This is a genomic window from Bradyrhizobium guangdongense (genome assembly GCF_006483445.1).
GTDB classification, from domain to species: Bacteria; Pseudomonadota; Alphaproteobacteria; order Rhizobiales; family Xanthobacteraceae; genus Bradyrhizobium; species Bradyrhizobium guangdongense_A.
This window is the reverse complement of sequence record NZ_PPPT01000050.1, coordinates 24,955-46,013: the sequence shown is the minus strand read 5'-3', so window position 1 is coordinate 46,013 and position 21,059 is coordinate 24,955. Positions and strand designations below refer to the sequence as shown.

General features: G+C 65.8%; 18 protein-coding genes. 8 read left to right on the top strand and 10 right to left on the bottom strand.

Annotated elements, in window-relative coordinates:
* Positions 1–161 precede the first annotated feature (161 nt).
* From C2U70_RS08085 to der, 4 genes are all read left to right on the top strand, one after another.
* On the top strand, positions 162–1,754 hold the full coding sequence (locus C2U70_RS08085; RefSeq protein WP_140977476.1) for a class I adenylate-forming enzyme family protein: 1,593 nt from the start codon (positions 162–164) through the stop codon (positions 1,752–1,754).
* 176 nt (positions 1,755–1,930) lie between these two features.
* Positions 1,931–2,584 (top strand): tetratricopeptide repeat protein, encoded by a 654-nt coding sequence (locus C2U70_RS08080; protein WP_140977475.1) that lies wholly within the window; start codon positions 1,931–1,933, stop codon positions 2,582–2,584.
* Between the two features lie 26 nt (positions 2,585–2,610).
* Positions 2,611–3,150, top strand: coding sequence for a hypothetical protein (locus tag C2U70_RS08075; protein ID WP_140977474.1), 540 nt, complete (start codon positions 2,611–2,613; stop codon positions 3,148–3,150).
* Positions 3,151–3,200: 50 nt separating this feature from the next.
* Positions 3,201–4,580 carry a ribosome biogenesis GTPase Der gene (gene der, locus C2U70_RS08070; protein WP_140977473.1) on the top strand — a complete coding sequence of 460 codons (1,380 nt, stop codon included), beginning with the start codon at positions 3,201–3,203 and terminating at the stop codon, positions 4,578–4,580.
* 536 nt (positions 4,581–5,116) lie between these two features.
* On the opposite strand, the gene C2U70_RS08065 is transcribed toward der, so the two are convergent.
* The 5 genes from C2U70_RS08065 to radA all read right to left on the bottom strand — a co-directional run bounded on the left by C2U70_RS08065 (position 5,117) and on the right by radA (position 11,262).
* Complete coding sequence (locus tag C2U70_RS08065) at positions 5,117–6,343, bottom strand: ABC transporter substrate-binding protein (RefSeq protein ID WP_140977472.1); 1,227 nt, start codon at positions 6,341–6,343, stop codon at positions 5,117–5,119.
* Between the two features lie 228 nt (positions 6,344–6,571).
* Positions 6,572–7,312 carry an SDR family NAD(P)-dependent oxidoreductase gene (locus tag C2U70_RS08060; protein WP_140977471.1) on the bottom strand — a complete coding sequence of 247 codons (741 nt, stop codon included), beginning with the start codon at positions 7,310–7,312 and terminating at the stop codon, positions 6,572–6,574.
* A gap of 138 nt (positions 7,313–7,450) precedes the next feature.
* Positions 7,451–8,974: an amidophosphoribosyltransferase gene (gene purF, locus C2U70_RS08055; RefSeq protein WP_140977477.1), complete on the bottom strand. Its 1,524-nt coding sequence runs from the start codon at positions 8,972–8,974 to the stop codon at positions 7,451–7,453.
* A gap of 31 nt (positions 8,975–9,005) precedes the next feature.
* Positions 9,006–9,635, bottom strand: coding sequence for a CvpA family protein (locus tag C2U70_RS08050; RefSeq protein WP_140977470.1), 630 nt, complete (start codon positions 9,633–9,635; stop codon positions 9,006–9,008).
* Positions 9,636–9,804: 169 nt separating this feature from the next.
* On the bottom strand, positions 9,805–11,262 hold the full coding sequence (radA, locus tag C2U70_RS08045; protein ID WP_140977469.1) for a DNA repair protein RadA: 1,458 nt from the start codon (positions 11,260–11,262) through the stop codon (positions 9,805–9,807).
* Between the two features lie 154 nt (positions 11,263–11,416).
* Between radA and C2U70_RS08040 the strand changes: the two genes are divergently transcribed.
* Entirely contained in the window at positions 11,417–12,568 is a 1,152-nt protein-coding gene (locus C2U70_RS08040; RefSeq protein ID WP_140977468.1) for an ABC transporter substrate-binding protein, read from the top strand.
* Positions 12,568–14,655: a putative bifunctional diguanylate cyclase/phosphodiesterase gene (locus C2U70_RS08035; RefSeq protein WP_186294129.1), complete on the top strand. Its 2,088-nt coding sequence runs from the start codon at positions 12,568–12,570 to the stop codon at positions 14,653–14,655. The genes C2U70_RS08040 and C2U70_RS08035 overlap by 1 nt, the downstream gene beginning before the upstream one ends.
* Before the next feature lie 12 nt (positions 14,656–14,667).
* On the opposite strand, the gene C2U70_RS08030 is transcribed toward C2U70_RS08035, so the two are convergent.
* Both C2U70_RS08030 and C2U70_RS08025 read right to left on the bottom strand, forming a co-directional pair.
* On the bottom strand, positions 14,668–15,075 hold the full coding sequence (locus C2U70_RS08030; protein WP_140977466.1) for a hypothetical protein: 408 nt from the start codon (positions 15,073–15,075) through the stop codon (positions 14,668–14,670).
* A 40-nt stretch (positions 15,076–15,115) separates the two neighbouring features.
* Positions 15,116–15,841: a sulfite exporter TauE/SafE family protein gene (locus C2U70_RS08025; RefSeq protein WP_140977465.1), complete on the bottom strand. Its 726-nt coding sequence runs from the start codon at positions 15,839–15,841 to the stop codon at positions 15,116–15,118.
* Positions 15,842–16,118: 277 nt separating this feature from the next.
* On the opposite strand from C2U70_RS08025, the gene C2U70_RS08020 reads away from it, so the two are divergent.
* Positions 16,119–16,400 carry a hypothetical protein gene (locus C2U70_RS08020; RefSeq protein WP_140977464.1) on the top strand — a complete coding sequence of 94 codons (282 nt, stop codon included), beginning with the start codon at positions 16,119–16,121 and terminating at the stop codon, positions 16,398–16,400.
* 95 nt (positions 16,401–16,495) lie between these two features.
* A complete protein-coding gene (locus C2U70_RS08015; RefSeq protein WP_140977463.1) occupies positions 16,496–16,864 on the top strand; it encodes a GFA family protein in 369 nt (122 codons plus the stop codon).
* Positions 16,865–16,985: 121 nt separating this feature from the next.
* Here C2U70_RS08015 and C2U70_RS08010 read toward each other — a convergent pair whose 3' ends face one another.
* From C2U70_RS08010 to C2U70_RS08000, 3 genes are all read right to left on the bottom strand, one after another.
* Positions 16,986–17,756 carry an exodeoxyribonuclease III gene (locus tag C2U70_RS08010; protein ID WP_140977462.1) on the bottom strand — a complete coding sequence of 257 codons (771 nt, stop codon included), beginning with the start codon at positions 17,754–17,756 and terminating at the stop codon, positions 16,986–16,988.
* A gap of 202 nt (positions 17,757–17,958) precedes the next feature.
* Entirely contained in the window at positions 17,959–19,278 is a 1,320-nt protein-coding gene (alr, locus tag C2U70_RS08005; RefSeq protein ID WP_246666695.1) for an alanine racemase, read from the bottom strand.
* A 56-nt stretch (positions 19,279–19,334) separates the two neighbouring features.
* A complete protein-coding gene (locus tag C2U70_RS08000) occupies positions 19,335–20,837 on the bottom strand; it encodes a replicative DNA helicase (protein ID WP_140977460.1) in 1,503 nt (500 codons plus the stop codon).
* Between the last annotated feature and the right edge of the window lie 222 nt (positions 20,838–21,059).

The window sequence follows — 21,059 nt, the reverse complement described above, 5'->3', positions numbered from 1 at the left end:
AGGTGTATATTGCCATCATTGCAAGGTGTGGGACGAACCGCCGCATCAGGCGTAAAAAGCTCCAAATCATGACGGCTTTTGGTTGAATTGCGTCCGATCGGCGCAAAAAATCGGCCATTTCTTGCACGGACAACGATAACAAAAACACCGAGAGCATTCCGATGGACTGGTCGCAGCCCCAGATACCCCCGATGCGGTTGGAGACGCGGTTCGGCGACCGCGTCGTGCCGGCCTTTTGCGAGCGGCCGGGAAGCGTCTGGGCGATGATCGCAGAGGCCGCCGCGCGCAATCCCGATGGCGAGGCGTTGATCGCGGGCAACGTTCGGCTGACATGGCGGCAGGCGGTGGCGCGGGCGGCGCGGATTGCGGCCGGCTTTCGCAAGCTCGGCCTTAAGCGCGGCGACCGCGTCGCCATCCTGCTCGGCAACCGCGTCGAATTCCCGCTGATCCTGTTCGCGGCCGCGCATGAAGGGCTCGTGACGGTGCTGCTGAGCACGCGCCAGCAGAAGCCCGAGATCGCCTATGTGCTCACCGACTGCGGCGCAAGGATCCTGATCCACGAGGCTACGCTCGCCGAGCGCCTACCCGACGCACGCGACGTGCCCGATCTCGCGCATCGCGTTGCCATCGACGATGATCCGGCGCTCTCGGGCTTCGCCGTGCTGGCCGACAACGCGCCCGCGCCGACGCCGGTCGAGGTGGGCGAAGAGGATACTGCGATGATCCTCTACACGTCGGGAACGACGGGCAAGCCCAAGGGCGCGATGCTGGCCCATTGCAACATCATCCATTCCTCGATGGTGTTCGTGTCCTGCCTGCAATTGACGCAGGCCGATCGTTCGATCGCGGCGGTGCCGCTCGGCCATGTCACCGGCGTCGTCGCCAATATCACGACCATGGTCCGCTGCGCCGGTGCGCTGATCATCATGCCGGAGTTCAAGGCGGCCGACTATCTCAGGCTCGCCGCGCGCGAGCGCGTCACTTACACCGTGATGGTGCCGGCGATGTATAATCTCTGCCTGCTGCAGCCCGATTTCGACAGTTTTGACCTCTCGAGCTGGCGCATCGGCGGTTTTGGCGGCGCGCCGATGCCGATCGCGACCATCGAAAAACTCGATGCAAAAATCCCGGGCCTGAAACTCGCAAATTGCTATGGCGCGACCGAGACCACGTCGCCGTCAACGATCATGCCGGGCGAGTTGACCGCAGCCCACATCGACAGTGTCGGGTTGCCCTGTCCGGGCGCGCGCATCGTCGCCGTCGATGCCGATGGTCGCGAGTTGCCGAGCGGCGAGATCGGCGAGCTCTGGATCCAGAGCGCCTCCGTCATCAAGGGCTACTGGAACAATCCGAAGGCGACCGCCGAGAGTTTCACCGCCGGCTTCTGGCACTCCGGCGATCTCGGCTCGGTCGATGCCGACAATTTCGTCCGCGTGTTCGACCGTCAGAAGGACATGATCAACCGCGGTGGCCTGAAGATCTATTCCGCCGAGGTCGAGTCCGTGCTGGCCGGCCATCCCGCCGTCGTCGAGAGCGCGATCGTCGCAAAACCCTGCCCGGTGCTGGGTGAGCGTGTGCACGCGGTCGTGGTGACGCGCGAGCAGGTTGCGGTCGAGGCGCTGCGCGCCTGGTGCGCCGAGCGGCTGTCCGACTACAAGGTGCCGGAGACCATGCTGCTGACGGCCGAGCCGCTCCCCCGCAATGCCAACGGCAAGGTGCTGAAGCGGCAATTGCGGGAGCTGCTTGGCGCCTGAGAAGCAGGTGGAACTCCGGGCGGGATAGGGCCGCAACGGCAGGGTTAACGCCTTGATTGGCCTCGCTTTGCCTTGCCACCGCCATATGGTTAGGGTATCGCCGCCGCCACGCGGGGACGGGTTTTCTGTCGCGAGATTCCAGCGCGCACGCCCGACCGGGGATGGGATTAGCTTAAGTGTCTGAATTATTTGACGAAGTCGACGAGGAAGTACGTCGCGAACAGCTCAAGAAGCTGTGGGACAAGTATTCGATCTACTTCATCGCCCTGATGGTGCTGATCGTCGCCGGCGTCGGCGGCTGGCGGGGCTACCAGTATCTGGAGGCCCAGAAGGCCGCCGAGGCCGGTGCCGCCTTCGAGAAGGCCGTCGAGCTCTCCGACCAGGGCAAGCACGCCGAGGCCGAGGCCGCCTTCACCGCGCTCGCCGCCAAGGCGCCGTCGGGCTATCGCACGCTGGCGCGCCTGCGGGCGGCTGCGGAGCTTTTTGCGCGCGATCCCAAGGCCGCAGCCAAGCTGTATGACGACATCGCCGCCGACCGCAGCGCCGGCAGCGAGCAGCAGGCACTGGCCAGGATCCGCGCCGCCGGGCTGCTGCTCGATACGGCAGGCTACGCCGACATCCAGCAGCGGCTGGAGCCGTCGACCGCCTCGGGCTCGACCTTCCGTCACACCGCGCGTGAATTGCTGGCCCTGTCGGCCTGGCGCAACGGCGACATGACCGCGGCCCGCAAATGGCTGGATGCCATCGCCGAGGACGGCGAGACGCCGCCGAGCATGCGCACGCGCGCCGAGGCGCTGCAGGCCTTGCTGCCTGCGGTTGCCAAGAGCTGAGCCGAGAGAGCTGGACGAGACACGAGATGCGCCGCACGTCACGTTTGATCGCAGCCGCTGTCCTGGTCGCCTTCTCGGGCGTGCTGGGCGGCTGCTCCAGCGGCGGGTTCGATCCCAGCGATCTCATGGACTTCCTCGACACCAAGAAGAAGCTGCCGGGTGACCGCAAGCCGGTCTTCCCCGAGGGCGTGCCAGGCCTGGAGCAGGGCGTGCCGAAGGATCTCTACAAGGGCGCCCAGCAGCAGGATCAGCCGCCGCCGGTGGATGCGGCTGCCGTTCCGCCGCCGCCCGCGCCGAACGCCAAGTCGGCCAAGGGCAAGAAGTCCAAGCAGCCGGCGACCGCCGCGGTTGCGCCGGCCGAGCCGCCGCCGGGCGAGGCCGACGGCGAGGTCCAGCCCGACGCCGCGCCGGCACCGGCCGCGCCGCCGCCGAAGCAGAAGATCGTCCGCAGGCGCACCACGGCGCCGCCGCCCGATCCGGCCCCCCAGCCGCAGCAGCAGACCCAGTCCACGCAGCAACAGGGCGCATTCCCGGCGCCATTGCCGAGCGGCAGCTTCTCGCGCTGATATTTTTCATTGCATTGACAGGCGCGGCCCCCGCGGCGCACGAATGACTGATGTCCTTTACCGTCGCCATCATCGGCCGACCCAATGTCGGAAAATCGACGCTGTTCAACCGGCTGGTGGGGCAGAAGCTCGCGCTCGTCGATGACCTGCCGGGCGTCACCCGCGACCGCCGCGAGGGTGAGGCGAGGCTCGGCGATCTCGAATTCACCATCATCGATACCGCGGGGCTCGACGAGGGCGCCAAGGGCTCGCTCACCGCGCGCATGCAGGAGCAGACGGAGACCGCGATCGCGCAGGCGGATGCGCTGTTTTTCGTGATCGATGCGCGCGCCGGCCTGACGCCGACCGACCGCGCCTTCGCCGACTTCGCCCGCCGCGCCAACAAGCCGGTGCTGCTGGTCGCCAACAAGAGCGAGGGCAAGCATGGCGACGCCGGCGCGATGGAGTCCTTTGCGCTCGGTCTCGGCGACCCCATCCAGGTTTCCGCCGAGCATGGCGAGGGCATGGGCGAGCTCTACGATGCGCTGCGCGCGATCATGCCGGAGCCCGAGGACGATGAGGTCGAGGACGACGAACCCCAGACCGAGGAGGAGGCCGCCAAGCGCCCGATCCGGGTCGCGATCGTCGGCCGGCCCAATGCCGGCAAGTCGACGCTGATCAATCATCTGCTCGGCGAGGAGCGCCTGCTGACGAGCCCGGAGGCCGGCACCACGCGCGACTCCATCGCGGTCGAGATCAATTGGAAGGGCCGCGAATTCCGCGTGTTCGACACCGCCGGCCTGCGCCGCCGCTCGCGCATCGAGGAGAAGCTGGAAAAGCTGTCGGTGGCGGACGCGCTTCGCGCGGTGCGCTTTGCCGAAGTCGTCGTGCTGATGATGGACACGCAGAACAAGTTCGAGGAGCAGGACCTACGCATCGCCGATCTGATCGAGCGCGAGGGGCGCGCGGTCGTGCTTGCCGTCAACAAATGGGATTTGATGGAGAGCAAGGGCGGCGGGGCGATCTCCAATCTGCGGCGTGATGCCGACCACTGGCTGCCGCAGTTGAAGGGCGTGCCGATCGTTGCGGTCTCGGGCCTGATGGGCGAGGGCATCGACCGCCTGATGACGGCGATCCAGGACGCTTACGCGATCTGGAACAGGCGCGTGCCGACCTCGGCGCTGAACCGCTGGTTCGAGCAGGCGGTCCAGGCCAACCCGCCGCCCGCCGTGTCAGGTCGCCGGCTGAAGCTGAACTACATCACCCAGACCAAGGCGCGTCCGCCAAGCTTCGTGCTGTTCTGCTCGCGCGCCGATGCCGTGCCGCAGTCGTACTTGCGCTATCTCACCAACTCGATGCGCGAGACCTTTGAGCTGCCGGGTACGCCGGTGCGCATCACGCTGCGCGAGAAAGCCAATCCCTTCGCGCACAAGCGCAAACGGCCGTCGTGAGCGGCGACTTTGGCGAGCACGAAGGCGGACTCGTAGGGTGGGTTAGCCTTGCGATTGCGCGAAGCGCAAAATCGCTGGGCGTAACCCACCACTTCCGCCGCCGCGGAAAGAAAAGAGGTGGGTTACGCCTCGCGGACTGCGCTTTCGCGCAACCGCGCGGCTAACCCACCCTACGATTTCTGATGGTGGTTGCGGTGGCGATTGCGATACGGACGTTGGCGGCAACAAAGTCAGTTTCGTAGGGTGGGCAAAGCGGAGCCGCAGCTCGCAGAGCGAAGGCGCGGCGTGCCCACCATCTCGCCAAGACCGCAGCAGACGCGGTGGGCACGCTTCCGTCTCGCTCTTCGAGCGATGCCGGAAGCTTTGCCCACCCTACGAGGCTGTGAATCTTTTCAGCTCGTAGGGTTGCGATTGCGCGAAGCGCAATTCGCGGGGTGTAACCCACCACTTCTACCGACGCGGAAAGAAAAGAGGTGGGTTACGCCTCGCGGACTGCGCTTTCGCGCAGCCGCGCGGCTAACCCACCCTACAACTTCTTACTTCTTCACCAGCGGACAGTCGCTGGCTTCGAGCGGCTTGGCGGCATCTTCCGGAGCGATGGTGGCGACCAGCTTGTAGTAGTCCCACGGGCCCTTCGACTCTTCCGGCTTCTTCACTTCGAACAGATAGGCCGGGATCAGGCGGCGGCCGTCGGCGCGCAGCGGACCCTTGCCGAACAGCGGGTCGTCGGTCGGCAGCTCCTTCATCTTGGCAACGACCTTTGCGCCGTCATGCGGGTTGCTGCCGAGCGCATCCATCGCCTTCAGGTAATGCAGGATCTCCGCATAGAGTCCCGCAACCGTCATCGAGGGCATCGCGCCCTTCGGCGAGATCTTCTGGAAGCGCTTCGACCATTCGCGGGTTCCGTCGTTGAGATCCCAGTAGAAGGACTCGGTGAAGGTCAGGCCCTGCGCGGTCTTCAGCCCGAGCGAGTGCACGTCGTTGATGAAGAGCAGGAGCGCTGCGAGCTTCTGACCGCCGGCAACGATGCCGAACTCGGCGGCCTGCTTGATCGCGTTGGTGGTGTCGCCGCCGGCGTTGGCGAGGCCGATGATCTTGGCCTTCGACGATTGCGCCTGCAGCAGGAACGAGGAGAAGTCCGCCGTGTTGAGCGGATGCTTCACGCCACCGAGCACCTTGCCGCCCGTCGCGGTGACGACGGAGGAGGTGTCGCGCTCCAGCGCATGGCCGAAGGCGTAGTCGGCGGTCAGGAAGAACCAGCTGTCGCCGCCGGCTTTGGTCAGCGCCTTGCCGGTGCCGTTGGCGAGCATGTAGGTGTCATAGGTAAAGGACACCGTGTTGGGCGTGCAGGCCTTGCCGGTGAGGTCGGCGGTGGCCGCGCCCGAATTGAGCAGCACCGAGTTCTTTTCCTTGACGAGGTTGCTCACCGCGAGCGCGACGCCGGAGCTCGGCGTGTCCGCGATGGCATCGACCTTGTCGGAATCGATCCATTGGCGAGCGATGTTGACGCCGATGTCGGGCTTGTTCTGGTGATCGCCGCTCAAGACCTCGATCTTCCAGCCCTTGGCAGCCATACCGGAATCTTCCACCGCCATCTTCACCGCGGCCACCGAGTTCGGGCCGCCGATGTCGGCATAGAGGCTCGACATGTCGTTCAACACGCCGATCTTGATGGTCTTGTCTTGGGCAGAGGCCGAAGTGGCAAAGCCAAGGCCGGCACAGGTCAGGAGCGCAGCATAGCGCCACGCATGAGTCTTCTTCATTGTGTTTCCTCCAAACGTTGATGCCGGGACGACCCTCTTTGACGGAGCCTTTGACCTGCGGCGCGATCGGTTGCGATCTGGTGTTTCCGATAGCCTGTCTGAAAGCTTGCGGCAATGCGCTAAACGTAGCGGTTAAGGGGATCGGTTAATCCCTCGGTCGGCCGCGTGGCGCAATTTTTGGCAATCCGCGCGTGTGAGCGGACGGTCACACGACTAGTATGCAGGCACCTATGCTGGCGAGCGGAAGCTCATCAAAGTCCGGCTCTTGTAATCGTAGAACTTGCCCGTCTCGGTCCAGTCAGGTGCGCACATCGGAACGATGAATTCGGCGACCTGTTCCGGCGTGTCGAGCGTCGAGGGATCTTCGCCCGGCATCAGCGTGGCGCGCATGCGGGTGCGGATCGGGCCGGGGTTGAACAAATTGATGCGCAGTTTCGTGCTCGCGGTCTCCTGCGCCCAGGCGCGCGCCAGCGTCTCCAGCGCCGCCTTCGACGCTGCGTAGGGACCGAGATAGGCGGTCGCCTTGTTGGCGGCGCCCGACGTGATGAACACGGCGCGGCCGGCGTCGGACTGCCTGAGCAACGGGTCCATGCAGCGGATGAGCTGGAAGTTGGCGGAGACGTTGACCGCCATCACGTCGTTGAAGGTCTTGAGCTCGATATGGCCGAGCGGCGAGGATGGGCCGAGCACGCCGGCATTGCCGACGAGGATATCGAGCTTGCCGTAACGCTCGTGCAGGCCGGCACCCAGCCGCGCGATGCCGTCGGAGTCTGTCAGGTTCAGCGGCACCAGCGTCGCGCTGCCGCCGCTTTTTCGGATCTCGTCGTCGAGTTCCTCGAGGCCGCCCTGGGTGCGCGCCACCGCCACGATATGCGCGCCGGCCTTTGCCAGCGCGATGGCGGTGGCGTAGCCGATGCCGCGCGAGGCGCCGGTGACGAGAGCGATGCGGGAGGCGAGGGGCTTTGTCATGGCGGGGTTTTACAGGCGTGGATGGCTGGGACAAGCCCCCACCACACCGTCATTCCGGGGCGGTCCGCAGGACCGAACCCGGAATCTCGAGATCCCGGGTTCGATGCTTCGCATCGCCCCGGGATGACGGCTGCGCCGTCAGCTCGCTTCCGCCAGCAGGGACAATTGCCGCGGCTGCGGCTCGACCTGGGTCTGGTCGGTGAGGTGGGTCGGATAGGCGCCGGTAAAGCAGTGATCCGAGAATTTTGGATTGGCGGGATCGCGGCCGGGTTCGCCCATCGCGCGGTACATGCCGTCGATCGACAGGAAGGCGAGTGAATCCGCGCCGATGATCTCCCGCATCTCGTCCAGCGAATGCGTCGCGGCCAGCAGGCCGTCGCGATCGGGCAGGTCGATGCCGTAATAATCGGGATAGAGGATCGGGGGCGAGGCGAGGCGGAAGTGCACTTCCTTGGCGCCGGCATCGCGCATCATGCGCACGATCTTCTTCGAGGTGGTGCCGCGCACCAAGGAGTCGTCGATCAGGATGATGCGCTTGCCTTCGATCGCGGCGCGATTGGCCGAGTGCTTCATGCGCACGCCGGATTCGCGGATTGCCTGCGTCGGCTGGATGAAGGTGCGGCCGACATAGTGGTTTCTGATGATGCCGAGCTCGAACGGCACGCCGGAATGCTGGCTGTAGCCGACCGCGGCGGGCACGCCGGAATCCGGCACCGGCACCACGACGTCGACGGGCACGTGGCTCTCGCGTGCGAGCTGCGCGCCGAAGGACTTGCGCACCTCGTAGACCGAGCGGCCGTGGACGATGGAATCCGGCCGCGAGAAATAGATGTATTCGAAGATGCAGGGGCGCGGGGCCGTCGGCGGGAACGGCTTGTGGATGTCCAGGCCGTTCTCGTCGAACACGATGACTTCGCCCGGCTCGATGTCGCGGACGAAGCGCGCGCCGATGATGTCGAGCGCACAGGTCTCCGAGGTCAGGATCGGGCAGCCGTCGAGATCGCCGAGCACCAGCGGACGGATGCCGCGCGGATCGCGCGCGCCGACGAGCTTCTTGTTGGTCACCGAGACCAGCGCATAGGCGCCTTCGATGGCGCGCAGCGCGTCGATATAGCGTTCGATGAAGCGGCTGCGCTTGGACTGCGCGACCAGATGCAGGATCACCTCGGTGTCGGTGGTCGACTGCATCATCGCGCCGTTTCGGACGAGCTCGCGGCGGAGCGTCAGGCCGTTGGTGAGGTTGCCGTTGTGGGCCACCGCGAGGCCGCCGGCATTCAGCTCGGCGAACAGCGGCTGCACGTTGCGCAGGATCGTGGCACCGGTCGTGGAGTAGCGGACATGGCCGACGGCGACGCTGCCGGGCAGGCGGTCGATCACTTCGCGGCGGGAGAAGGTGTCGCCGACGAGGCCGAGGCGGCGCTCGGAATGAAATCTGCTGCCGTCGTAGGAGACGATGCCGGCGGCTTCCTGGCCCCGGTGCTGAAGGGCGTGGAGACCGAGCGCGGTGATGGCGGCGGCATCGGGATGGCCGTAGATGCCGAAGACGCCGCACTCCTCGCGGAGCGTGTCGCCCTCCAGATCGTCCTGAAGCTCGATCGCGGCTGGACCCGAGGGCCCCTTAAGGTTGAGATCAAGCTGGGCGTTCCGGTCAGGGTGTTGCATCTCGTCCATCTCGCCTCTGTTCGGGCTCAAATCAACGCGCCGCAGGTTTCTCGATCAGCTTCTTGAGGCTGTCACGAGCCGGTTTACTGTAGCCGTCGCTGCCGCCCGCAGGCTGCTGCTCGGTATCAGCTTGGTCATCATCTGGTTTGTTTTTCTTGAATCTCTTCAAGATGGTGTTCTCGGGGTCGTCAGGCAAGAGCGACTTGAGCCATTCTCCGGTCGAATCGAGCACGGTGCGGGACTTTGCGCCCCGGACCCAGTCCGGCTGCTGCTTGTCTGGAACCAGCCAGATGAAGAACTGGTAAGCGACCACGACGATCAGGAGGCCCCTCGCGAGGCCGAACAGGAACCCCAGCGTGCGGTCCAGCGCGCCGATCCGGGAGTCCAGGATCATGTCGGAGATGCGCACCGTGATCACGGAAACCACGATCAGCGTGCCCACGAACACGCCGGCAACCACCACGACGCTCGCGACCGTATCGTTGTTGAAATAGGTCTTGGCCGTCGGCAGCAGTTTTGAGAACGAGTACAGCGTCACGATCGCCGCGGCGCCCCAGGCCGCGATCGACAGGATTTCACGCATGAAGCCGCGGACCAGCGCCAAAAGGCCGGATACGAGCATGACGCCGAGCAGGATCAAATCGAGGATTGTAATCGGCATCGGCTGGTCTGGTCCGCTCGTACTCTCAAAGGCGTTTTGCGAATCGGTCGTTTGGCCGCCGCCCTAACTGACGGGCAGACGGCGGTCCCGGCAAGGCCGGAGCCACGAAAATCCCATGCTGCTTTTGTGCCGGCTGTATAGCGGCGGGGGCGGGCAACGTCACCTCCACCTAGCCCTCTCCGCGGCGGATTCTCGCCGGTGTGGCATTTTTTTCGGCCTGTCGTTCATCCCTGGCGCCGGAATCACCCCTGCGGGAGCCGCGGGCGGCGATCTCGGCCACCAGGGTGGTCAGGCTGTTGACGGCGTTCAGCGACAGCCCGGCGTCGCCGCTGGCCTCGCCCCGGGCCGATTCGGGCAGGATGGCGCGGCCGAAGCCGAGCTTTGCCGCCTCCTTCAGCCGTGCCGCGGTCTGGGCCACCGGCCGCACCACGCCGGACAGCGAAATCTCGCCGAAATAGACGGCATCGGTCGGTAACGGCGCGTTTACCAAGGATGAGACCAGCGCGGCGGCGGCGGCCAGATCCGCCGCCGGCTCATGGATGCGCAGGCCGCCGGCGACGTTGAGATAGACGTCGTGGCCGGACAGCTTGACCCCGCAATGGGCCTCCAGCACCGCCAGCACCATCGACAGCCGGCTCGGGTCCCAGCCCACCACGGCGCGGCGCGGGGTGCCGAGCGAGGTCGGCGCCACCAGCGCCTGCAACTCCACCAGCACCGGCCGCGTGCCCTCGATGCCGGCGAACACGGCCGTGCCGGGGGTGCCGAGGTCGCGCTCGGACAAGAACAGCTCGGAGGGGTTGGTGACCTCGCGCAATCCGAGGCCCGTCATCTCGAACACGCCGATCTCGTCGGTCGGGCCAAAGCGGTTCTTCACCGCGCGCAGGATGCGGAATTGCTGCGAGCCTTCGCCCTCGAACGACATCACCGCATCCACCATGTGCTCGACGACGCGGGGGCCCGCGATCTGGCCGTCCTTGGTGACGTGTCCGACCAGGATGATGGCCGCACCGGTCTTCTTGGCGAACCTGATCAGCGCCTGCGCCGAGGCGCGCACCTGCGTCACCGTGCCGGGCGCCGATTCCACCGTGTCGGTCCACATGGTCTGGATGGAGTCGATCACGATCAGCCGCGGGACCGCGCCTTCGGACAGTGTGGAGATGATGTCCTCGACCGATGTTTCGGCCGCGAGCTGCACCGGCGCATCCGACAGGCCGAGGCGCTCGGCGCGCAGCCGCACCTGCGCGATCGCCTCTTCGCCGGAGATGTAGACGATGCGATGGCCCGCACGTGCCAGCAGGCTGGTCGCCTGCGTCAGCAGCGTCGATTTGCCGATGCCGGGATCACCGCCGACCAGCAGCACAGAGCCGCGCACAAAACCGCCGCCGGTGACACGGTCGAGCTCGGTCATGCCAGAGGACAGGCGCGGGGCATCCGGGCTCTTGCCGGAGAGGCTCTCCAGCGCGAACGTCCGGCCCTTGCGCTTCGAGCGGATCGAGACCGGCACGCTGCCGCTGGTGTCCTCCTCGGCGAGCGTATTCCACTCGCCGCAGGACTCGCACTTGCCCTGCCAGCGGTTATAGGCCGCGCCGCAGTTTTGGCAGACGAAGGAGAGGGTGCTTTTGGCCATCGGGAGCTATGTCGGCGAGTCGCGTTTTGTTCAGGCCTGCTGATAGCACGGATACACCGATTGTTAGCCCTGAGTCGGCTCGGCCGTTTCAGCTTTGCCAAATGTTAGCGGACGCGGGTCCACCCTCGGAACAATTCGGGGTGGGCGCCAAAAAATGTCGTGGTTTCCAAGAGTTTTGATTGCCGCAGGGCTCGCCTGCGGTCTGCTCGCGTCGCCCAATTGGGCGATCGCCGGCGGTGCCAGGCTCAATGTCGTCTTCGTCAATCCCGGCAAGACCGGCGAGGTCTATTGGGACATGGTCTCCGAGACCATGAAGGCCGCCGGCCGCAAGCTCGACATGAATGTCGAGGTGCTCGTCGCCGAGCGCAATTTCCGCACCATGCAGGAGCTCGGCCTTGGCGTCGTCGCCCGTGCGGACAAGCCTGACTTTCTGATCCTGTCGAACGAGGAATCCGCAGCCGTGCCGGTCCTCGAAGCGGCTGAGACCGCCGGGATCAAGACGCTGTTCCTGTCGAACACGCTGATCGGCGCGGATGCAGCCCGCCTGGGTGCGCCGCGCGAAAAGCTGAAGACGTGGCTCGGCGACATCACGACCGACCTGCAGACCGCGGGCACGCGCATGGCCAATGCGCTGATCACAGCCGCGCGGACCGAGAAATGGCAGAGCCCGGACGGCAAGATCCACATCCTCGGCATCGGCGGCGACGAGATCACGCCGGCCTCGATCGCCCGCAACGTCGGGCTCGACCTTGCAGTGGGCGCGGCACAAGACGTCGTGGTCGACCGCATGCTGTTCGCCAACTGGACGCAATCCGAGGCCGAGGTGGTCACGGCCAACTATCTGAGCTGGGCCGCGCGCAAGGGCATTCGTCCCGCGGGCGTGTGGGCCGGCAACGATCCGATGGCGCTCGGCGCCATCAAGGCTGTCGTGGCGGCCGGTCTCGAGCCGGGCAAGGACCTCCAGATCGTCGGCCTGAACTGGTCGGAGCCCGCGCTGCGCGAGATCGAGGCGGGACGGCTGCTTCTGAGCGACGGCGGCCACTTCCTGCTCGGCGGCTGGTCGATGGTGCTGCTCCGCGACTATGCCGATGGCTGCGATTTCGGCACGGTCTCGCCGCATGTGCAGCTCAAGACGTCGGCGATCACGCGCGACAATCTCTCCTCGGTCAGCACGCTGATCAAGACCCGCGCCTTCGACCAGATCGATTTTGCGCGCTTCAGGGCCAAGGCCGGCGCGTGCGGGCAGTATGATTTCTCCATTGCTGCATTGATCGCATCCATGCCGTCGAGCGCGTCGAGCGAATGATGCAGGACGGGGCCACGAGCGGTACTGAACGTCCTGTGCGCGCTGCTACCGCGGCGCCGCGCTCGGTCATCCGTTCGATGATCTGGGCAACCGTGCCGGTGCTGCTACTGGTGCAGTTGCTCGCCTCCGCCGGCATCGAGGTCTCCAGCTTCGTGTCGCAGATGCGCCAGCTCGACGCGCGCGTCGTGCGGGCCGCCGAAAGCCGCGCCCATCTCATCGCAGAGCCGCTCTGGAAGCTGCGCTATGCGCAGGTCACTGCCGTGCTCGGCGAGATCCTCCACGACGAGGCGATTCTGGCGGCCATCGTCTATGACGATACCGGCGCCGTCGTTGCCCGCGTGCCGGCGCAGCCGGCTGCACTTGGCGGCGCCGAAGTGTCGCGGCCGATCAACTACAGCAACGGCAACATCACGGTTCAGGCCGGCCGCATCGCGATCGCCTATTCCTACGGTGCGATCTATGCGGAGACCGGCAAGGCGCTGGCGCGGTTGTTCGTCGCCGGGCTGCTGGCGACGCTCGTCACGCTCCTCGCGCTGCGGATTTCCGCCAACACCTTCATCGGCAAGCCGCTCTCGGTGATGATGTCCGCGATCCAGCGCAGCAAGCGCGACGGGCGGGCCTATCAGGCCGACATTTCCTCAGGCAACGAATTCGGGCAATTGGCGCAGGCGTTCAACGCCATGCAGCACACGACCTCGGACGCGCTGGAGCAGCTTCGTCATCTCGCCTGGCACGATCCGCTCACGGGGTTGCCCAATCGCAGGTCCTTGACCGAGCGGCTGACGATTTTGAGCCGGACCGCGCGCACGCCCGACGCGCTGATCGCCTTCTGCTTCATCGACCTCGACGACTTCAAGGGCATCAACGACACCTTTGGCCACGACGCCGGCGACCGCTTTCTGGTGCACATCGCAGGCCTGTTGCGCGGGGCTGTGAGTGAGGACGACTGGGTGGCGCGACTCGGCGGCGACGAGTTCGTCGTGATCCGCCCCGACGTCGCCGACGAGCAGGCTGCACAGGCCTTTGCCGCGTGCCTGCTGGAGGCCATTTCCGAGCCGATCCGGCTTCACGACAAGCAGGTGGTGCCGCGTGCCTCGATCGGGCTTGCGGTGCGCCGCGCCGACGATCCCGAATTGTCGCACCTGCCGGCGCTTGCCGACATCGCGCTCTACCACGCCAAGAGCAAGGCACCCGGCACCATCGCCGTTCTCAACGAGGAGCTGCAGCGCGACTATCGCCGCCGCCGCGAGCTCGAGCTCGCGATCCCCTCGGGCTTTGCCGAGCGCGAATTCGAGGTCTGGTACCAGAGCCAGGTCGATCTCGTCACCAACGAGGTCGTGAGCCTCGAGGCGTTGATCCGCTGGCGTCATCCCGACCATGGCATCATCTCGCCGGCAGAATTTTTGCCGCTGATCGAACGCAGCGGTAACGCTTCGCGGCTGACCAATTACGTGCTGACCGACGCCTGCCACGCGCTGAAGCGCCTTGCGGCCGCAGGCCGGTCCGAGATCCGTATCGCCATCAACCTGCCGCCGTCGGAGCTCGCGGACCAGTCCTTTGCCGACCAGATGCAGGAGACCTGTGCGCGCCTTGGCGTCGCTGCGTCATCCCTCGAGCTGGAGATCACCGAGGGCTCGCTGATCAACAACATCGCCAGCGCCTCCGAGACGCTGCGGCGGCTGCGCGCGATGGGCGCGACGATTGCGCTCGACGATTTCGGCACCGGCTACAGTTCGCTGGCGCATCTGCGGCGTTTCCCGCTCGACAAGGTCAAGATCGACAAGGCCTTCATCAGCGACATCCCCGACAGTGCCGAGGACAAGGCGATCGTCGGCGTCATCGCCTCGCTCGCCGGCACGCTCGATCTGACGTTGGTGGCCGAAGGCATCGAACGGGGCGAGCAGGCCCGTGCGATGACCGAGATGGGCGTGCGCTACGGGCAGGGCTATTTCTATCAGCGGCCGCAGCCGCTCGATGCCGTGCTCGAACTGCTGGCGGACGAGCAGGCGGTTGCGGGCGGAGCGCGGATGCTCGCGGTGAGCCCGTCCCTGGTGCCGGAATTGTGGGTGCCTGAACTGGCCGAGTGATAACCCGCGCCGTCAGCGGCCGGCGTTGTCTTTCTTCATCGCGCAGCGCTGATAGGGTTTACCGTCGATATTGAGCGCGCCGTTTGCACCCGGTGCGAGCTTGATCGTCACCTTCCGGCCATCGACGCCCTTCTTGTAGTCGTCCCAGAACTCGAAACACGTCGCGGTCAGCACCAGGCCGTTGCCGGCCGGAGTCTTGCGATCGATCCGGCAATGGTTCTCGTACTGATCGACGATCGGCGCCGGCTTGCCCTTGATGACATTGTCGAGGTCGACGAACGTCTTGCTGTCCGGGCCTTCCTCATTGCGGCAATCCTTCTGGCTTCGCGCCCAGAGCCCGTCGAAGGGCGGGGCGGCGTGCGAGGCGGACAGCATGCCGACGGCGAGGACGAGACAGGAGATCGCGAGACGCAGGCGCATGCGACATCTGTCTGAGCGGCAGTCGCCCTGGTTCGACGATTCACGAAGATGTCGCAGACCACAGCAAGAACAGGCCCGCCGCCAGCATGATGCCGTCCATCACCAGGCGGAACGCGTCCGGCTTCAGATGCAGCACGAAGCGTTTTGCGATGAAGGCGCCGAACATCAGCGATGAGCCCGCGATCAGGCCCTTGACGAAGACGTCGGCCGTCAGCGCGCCGAAGCGCTCGAAGGTCACCGATTTCGAGAAGTAGAGCCCGAGCGAGGCGGCGGCTTCGGTGGCGAGGAACGCACCCTTGGTCAGGCCGTGAAACAGGAACAGCGGCACGCTGAGCGGGCCGGTCGAGACCACGATGCCGGTGAGATAGCCGATGATGGCGCCGCCGATCGCGAGATGCCAGAGATTGGCCTTCAGATTGTGGCGCGCGAGCCAGTGCCGCACCGGCACCATGGCGATGAGAAAAATCCCGATCGCGAGATCGACCGCGCGCGACGGCAGCGCGAGCAGGGTGCGCGCACCCAGCGCCGCGGCCGGGATGCCCGTGACCGAATAGGCCGCGCAGGCCTTCCAGTCGACCTCGCGCCACCAGGCCAGGATGCGCGACAGGTTGGCCATCACGGCGGCCACCGCCATGATCGGCACGGCCTCTTTCGGGCCGAACGCGTAGATCAGCACCGGCATCAGCATGATCGACGAGCCGGTCCCGACGATCCCGGAGATCGTGCCCGCGATCAGGCCGACGGTGAGGACGAAGAGGAAGGCCAAGAGGAAGAGCTCCGGGAATCGGCCTATCGTGTCCCGGACGCGCTGCAACGCGCAAGCGTTGCTGCGCCCATGCGGCCACACGGCATGTAGCGGCACGATGGGCCCCGGCTCAGCAGCGCACCGCCGAAGAAGCGCTGCGCTGCGTCCGGGGCACGAGACGTGCGTTGGTTAAGGCCCAGTATCGCCCGGTCCGGCAATCCAACCCATCCCAGCGCCTTATCCTTAGATTTTGAGGCGTATTGATTGCAGCGTTCGCTGCAAAGACTTTGAGGATGCGATGCTGGACCACAATTCCTTTTCCGCGCTCGACCGTCACGCGGCCCTTGGCGGCTCCGACAACGGATTTCCCTGGTACGCCGGCGCGATGTTCGGCACCGAGGCTTGCGATATCGCCGAGGTCGAAAAATCGCGCCGTGACGATGGGCTGACGGTCGGCGAAGCGATCGCCTTCGTGTTCGGGGCCGCTGCGAGCTGGCTGTCGGGGACGACGCCGCCTGCCATCCTCAACCACTACCGCGCCCATGTCGCCGGCAATGCCGGGCGGCTGTCGGCGAGCTAAACCTCCCGAAACACCCCCTGCGGCACTGCTGACAGCATGTTGGCAGCAGGCCTCGGCTATGACCATCTCCTGCCAATTGTTCAGGAGTGGGCGTCATGCCGATCGAGGGAAGCTGCCATTGCGGGGAAACGGTGTTCGAGGTCAGCGAGGCGCCTGAGGGCGTGACGCGCTGCACCTGCTCGCTGTGCGCCAAGCGGGGCGCCTTGTGGGCCTACTACAAGCCGGCCCAGTTTCGCCTGCTGTCGCCGCCGGAGAACGTCAAAACCTACCTCTGGGGCAGTCGCACCGTAAAGCATCACTTCTGCGCGGCGTGCGGCTGCGGCACCTATTCGGAGTCGCCGGACTGGTCGACGGGCAAGCCCGACTTCGACAATCCGAAGGTTGCCGTGAACGCGCGATTGTTCGACGATTTCGATCTCGACGCGGTGCCGGTGAACATGATCGACGGCAAGAATTTGTGGTGAGGTGGAGCCGCTTGCAAGGCTCCGTAGGGTGGGCAGAGCGAAGCGTGCCCACCACTTCTTGCGTCGATGAAAGATGGTGGGCACAGCGCAAGCGCGCTTTTGCCCACCCTACGATCTCGCGCTATTTCAACACCACCCACGCCGGCGCGTGATCGCTGGCGCCGTCCTCGCCGCGGATTTTCTTGTCGACGCCGGCCTTGGCGAGGCGCGGGGCAAGGGCAGGGCTGAGGAGAAGGTGATCGAGCCGCAGGCCCGCATCGCGCGGCCAGCGGTTTCGCTTGTAATCCCAGAACGTGTAGATGCGTTCCTCCGGATGCGCCTCGCGGATCGCGTCGCACCAGCCTTGCGCGACGAGCGAGGCGAAGGCGGCGCGGCTCTTCGGCTGGATCAGCGCATCCTTGTCCCATGATTTGGTCGGGTAGATGTCGAGCGGCGTCGGCGCGACGTTGTAGTCGCCGGCGAGCACGACGGGCAGGTCCTGCTTGATGAACGTGTTGGCGTGACGTTTCAGCCGCGCGAACCAGGCCAGCTTGTAGTCGAATTTCGGTCCCGGCTGCGGATTGCCGTTCGGCAGATAGATGCTGGTGACGATGACGCCGCGCACGGCCGCCTCGATGTAGCGCGCCTCGTGATCGTCGCGGTCGCCGGGCAGCTCGGTGCGTGTCAGCACCGGCTCGGCATTGCGCGCCAGGATGGCGACGCCGTTCCACGTCTTCTGGCCGCGCCACACTGCGCCGTAACCGGCTTTCTCGATCGCGGCGATCGGGAATTCGGCGTCGCTCGCCTTCAATTCCTGCAGTGCGACGACGTCAGGTTTTGCGGCGCGCAGCCAACGCAGCAAATTGGGCAGGCGGCGATTGATGTTGTTGATGTTGAATGTTGCGACCTTCATGGGATGCGCATCGCTCGCGCCAGCCTGCAGGAACGTGGTTGACGGGATGAAGAAGTAGTCTCTCGTGTCCCGGGCGCGGCGCAGCGCGAGAGCGATGCGACGCAGAACCGGGACCCATTCTTGCCGTAAACGATGGGCCCCGGCTCTGCAGCGCACTACGCCGCAAGAGCGGCGCACTGTGCTGCGTCCGGGGCACGAGACTCTAGCCGGTCGGCAACGGCGGCGGGGCCGGGGGCTGCTCCACCGGCGGCGGTGCAGCCGGGGGCACGGGCGCAGGCGGTGGCGAAGGTGGTTGCGGCTCGGCGGCTGCGGGCGGCGGCACGATGGCGGGATGATCGAGCGGCTCCGCATTGCCGCCCTTGTAGACGCGCGCGAAGCGGCGGCCGAGGCTCGTCAGCACCTCGTAGCCGATGGTGCCGAAGTGGTGCGCGAGCTCGTCGACGGTGATGCCTTCGCCGAGCAGCGTCACCATGTGGCCGCGGCGCGCGGCATTCGGCGGCAGATCGGTGATGTCGATCGCGGTCAGGTCCATCGAGACGCGGCCGGCGACCGGGCAGCGCTTGCCGGCGACGACGACCTCCGCGCCGCGCGTGCCGTCATTGGCGCTGGCCGCGCGAAAATAGCCGTCGGCATAGCCCGAGGCGATGATCGCGAGCTTGGTCGGGCGGCGCGCGGTCCAGGTGCCGCCATAGCCGACGGTCTCGCCGCGCTCGACATTGCGGATCTGGACGATGCGGACCTTGAGATCGACCACCGGCTGCATCGGATTGTCGGCTTCCGGCGTCGGATTGACGCCGTAGAGCGCCGCACCCGGCCGCACCATGTCGAACTGGAAGGTCGCACCCAGGAACACACCGGAGGAATTGGCGAGCGAGGCCGGCACGCCCGTGAATTCGCTGGCGATGCCGCGGAAGGCGCCGAGCTGCTTTCCGTTCACGGTGTTGTTGAGTTGCTCGGCCGCAACGAGATGGCTCATCACCAGCGTGATGCCGTGGTCGCCGGCATTGATGCGCGGGATGATCGCCTGCGCCTCCTGCAGCGTCAGCCCCAGCCGGTTCATGCCGGTGTCGATGTGGATGGCCGCGCCGCCGGACCAGCCGGTGCGGCGGCAGAACACGTCCCATTCGGCGAGCTCGTTGAGGTCGCCGATCACGGGACGGCAATCGATCTTGGCATAGTGCTCGCCGGTGTTCTGGAAGTAGCCGCCGAGCACGTAGATGGTCGCCGTCGGCACGGCGGCGCGCGCGGCGCGGGCTTCCTCGATATTGGCGACGAAGAAGGTCTTGCAGCCGGCCTTGTTCAGCGCGCGTGCGACCGGCGCAATGCCGCAGCCATAGGCGTCGGCCTTGATCACGGCGGCGCATTCGGCCGGCACCGCGGTCTTCTCCAGCTTGCGCCAGTTGGCGATCACAGCGTCGAGATCGATGGTGAGCACGCCGCCATAGGCTGCGAGCGCGGCCGCCTGATTGGCCTCTGCCGACAAAAGGCCGGCCTGCGGGATGGTTTTCGGGTCGGACGCGATGTTCATGCGGCCGTTTTACGCGCCGGAACGGCGGCGTTCAACCCGCTGGAAAGAGCTCAGTAGCTGCGATCCGGCACATGACCGTCGTGGCTGAGGTCGCCGAAGCGGGTGACCGAGGCGTCGAAGTGCAGCTCGACCGTGCCGGTCGGGCCGTGGCGCTGCTTGCCGATGATGACTTCGGCCTTGCCGAGCGCGCGCTCCATGTCGGTCTGCCACTTGGTGTGCTCTTCGGTGCCGGGGCGCGGCTCCTTCATGGCGAGGTAGTACTCCTCGCGGAACACGAACAGCACGACGTCGGCGTCCTGCTCGATCGAGCCGGACTCACGCAGGTCCGAAAGCTGCGGCCGCTTGTCGTCGCGGGACTCGACCTGACGCGAGAGCTGCGACAGCGCGATGATGGGAACGCTGAGCTCCTTGGCGAGCGCCTTCAGGCTCGTGGTGATCTCGGTGATTTCCTGCACGCGGCTGTCGCTGGCGCGCTTGCCGGAGCCGGACAGAAGCTGGATGTAGTCGATGACGATGAGGTCGAGGCCCTTTTGCCGCTTCAGCCGCCGCGCGCGGGCCATGAGCTGCGCGATGGAGAGACCGCCGGTCTCGTCGACATAGAACGGCAGCGACTGCAGCTCGATCGAGACTTCGCGGATCTTTTCGAAGTCGGCCTCGGAGATGCCGCCGCGGCGGATGCTCGAGGAGGGGATTCCGGTGCGCTCGGCGACGATACGCGTGGCGAGCTGGTCGGCCGACATTTCGCAGGAGAAGAACCCGACCACTCCGCCATTGATCGCTTTCGAGGTGCCGTCGGCCTGCAATTCGGGAACATAGGCTTGGGCAACGTTGTAGGCGATGTTGGTCGCAAGCGAGGTCTTGCCCATGCCCGGGCGTCCGGCGACGATGATCAGGTCGGAATGCTGCAGGCCGCCCATCTTGGTGTCGAGGTCGCGCAGGCCCGTTGAAATGCCCGACAGTTTTCCGTCGCGCTGGAACGCCTTGGCTGCGAGATCGACGGCAACCGTCAGCGCCTGCGAGAATTTTTGGAAGCCGCCGTCATAGCGGCCGGATTCGGCGAGCTCGTAGAGCTTGCGCTCGGCGTCCTCGATCTGCGCCCGTGGCGCAAAATCCACCGGCGCGTCATAGGCGACATTGACCATGTCTTCGCCGATGCCGATGAGATCACGGCGCAATGACAGATCGTAGATGGTGCGCCCATAATCCTGGGCGTTGATGATGGTGGTGGCTTCTGCGGCGAGACGCGCAAGATATTGCCCGATGGTCATGCCGCCGACGTCGGTATCGGCGGGCAGGAACGTCTTCAGCGTGACCGGGGTCGCGATCTTGCCCATCCGGATCAGGCTGGAAGCGGTCTCATAGATGGTCTGGTGCAGCGGCTCGAAATAGTGTTTCGGCTCGAGGAAGTCCGAGACGCGGTAGAAGGCGTCGTTATTGACGAGGATGGCACCTAAAAGGCTCTGTTCCGCTTCGATATTGTGCGGCGCGCTCCGGTAGGCGGGGGTTCCCGCTTCGGGCGCGAGTTTCAGGACGTTCGAATCGGTCAGGGCCATGGTCTGCAGTGCTTAGCAACTTTTGTGGCGTTATGCGGGGCGGGGATAAAGCGCCGCTTGCCTGCAAAGCGAAAGTGAAAGCTCGCCGCTATCAACCGCTCATTAAAATGGTGGATGATTAGCGCTTGCAGCACGCGCAATGCTTGACGGAATTTTGCGGAATTCACCGCCTGCCTTGATCCCGCTCAGGCGGCGCCACGGAAAAATCCGGATATCGTGAAC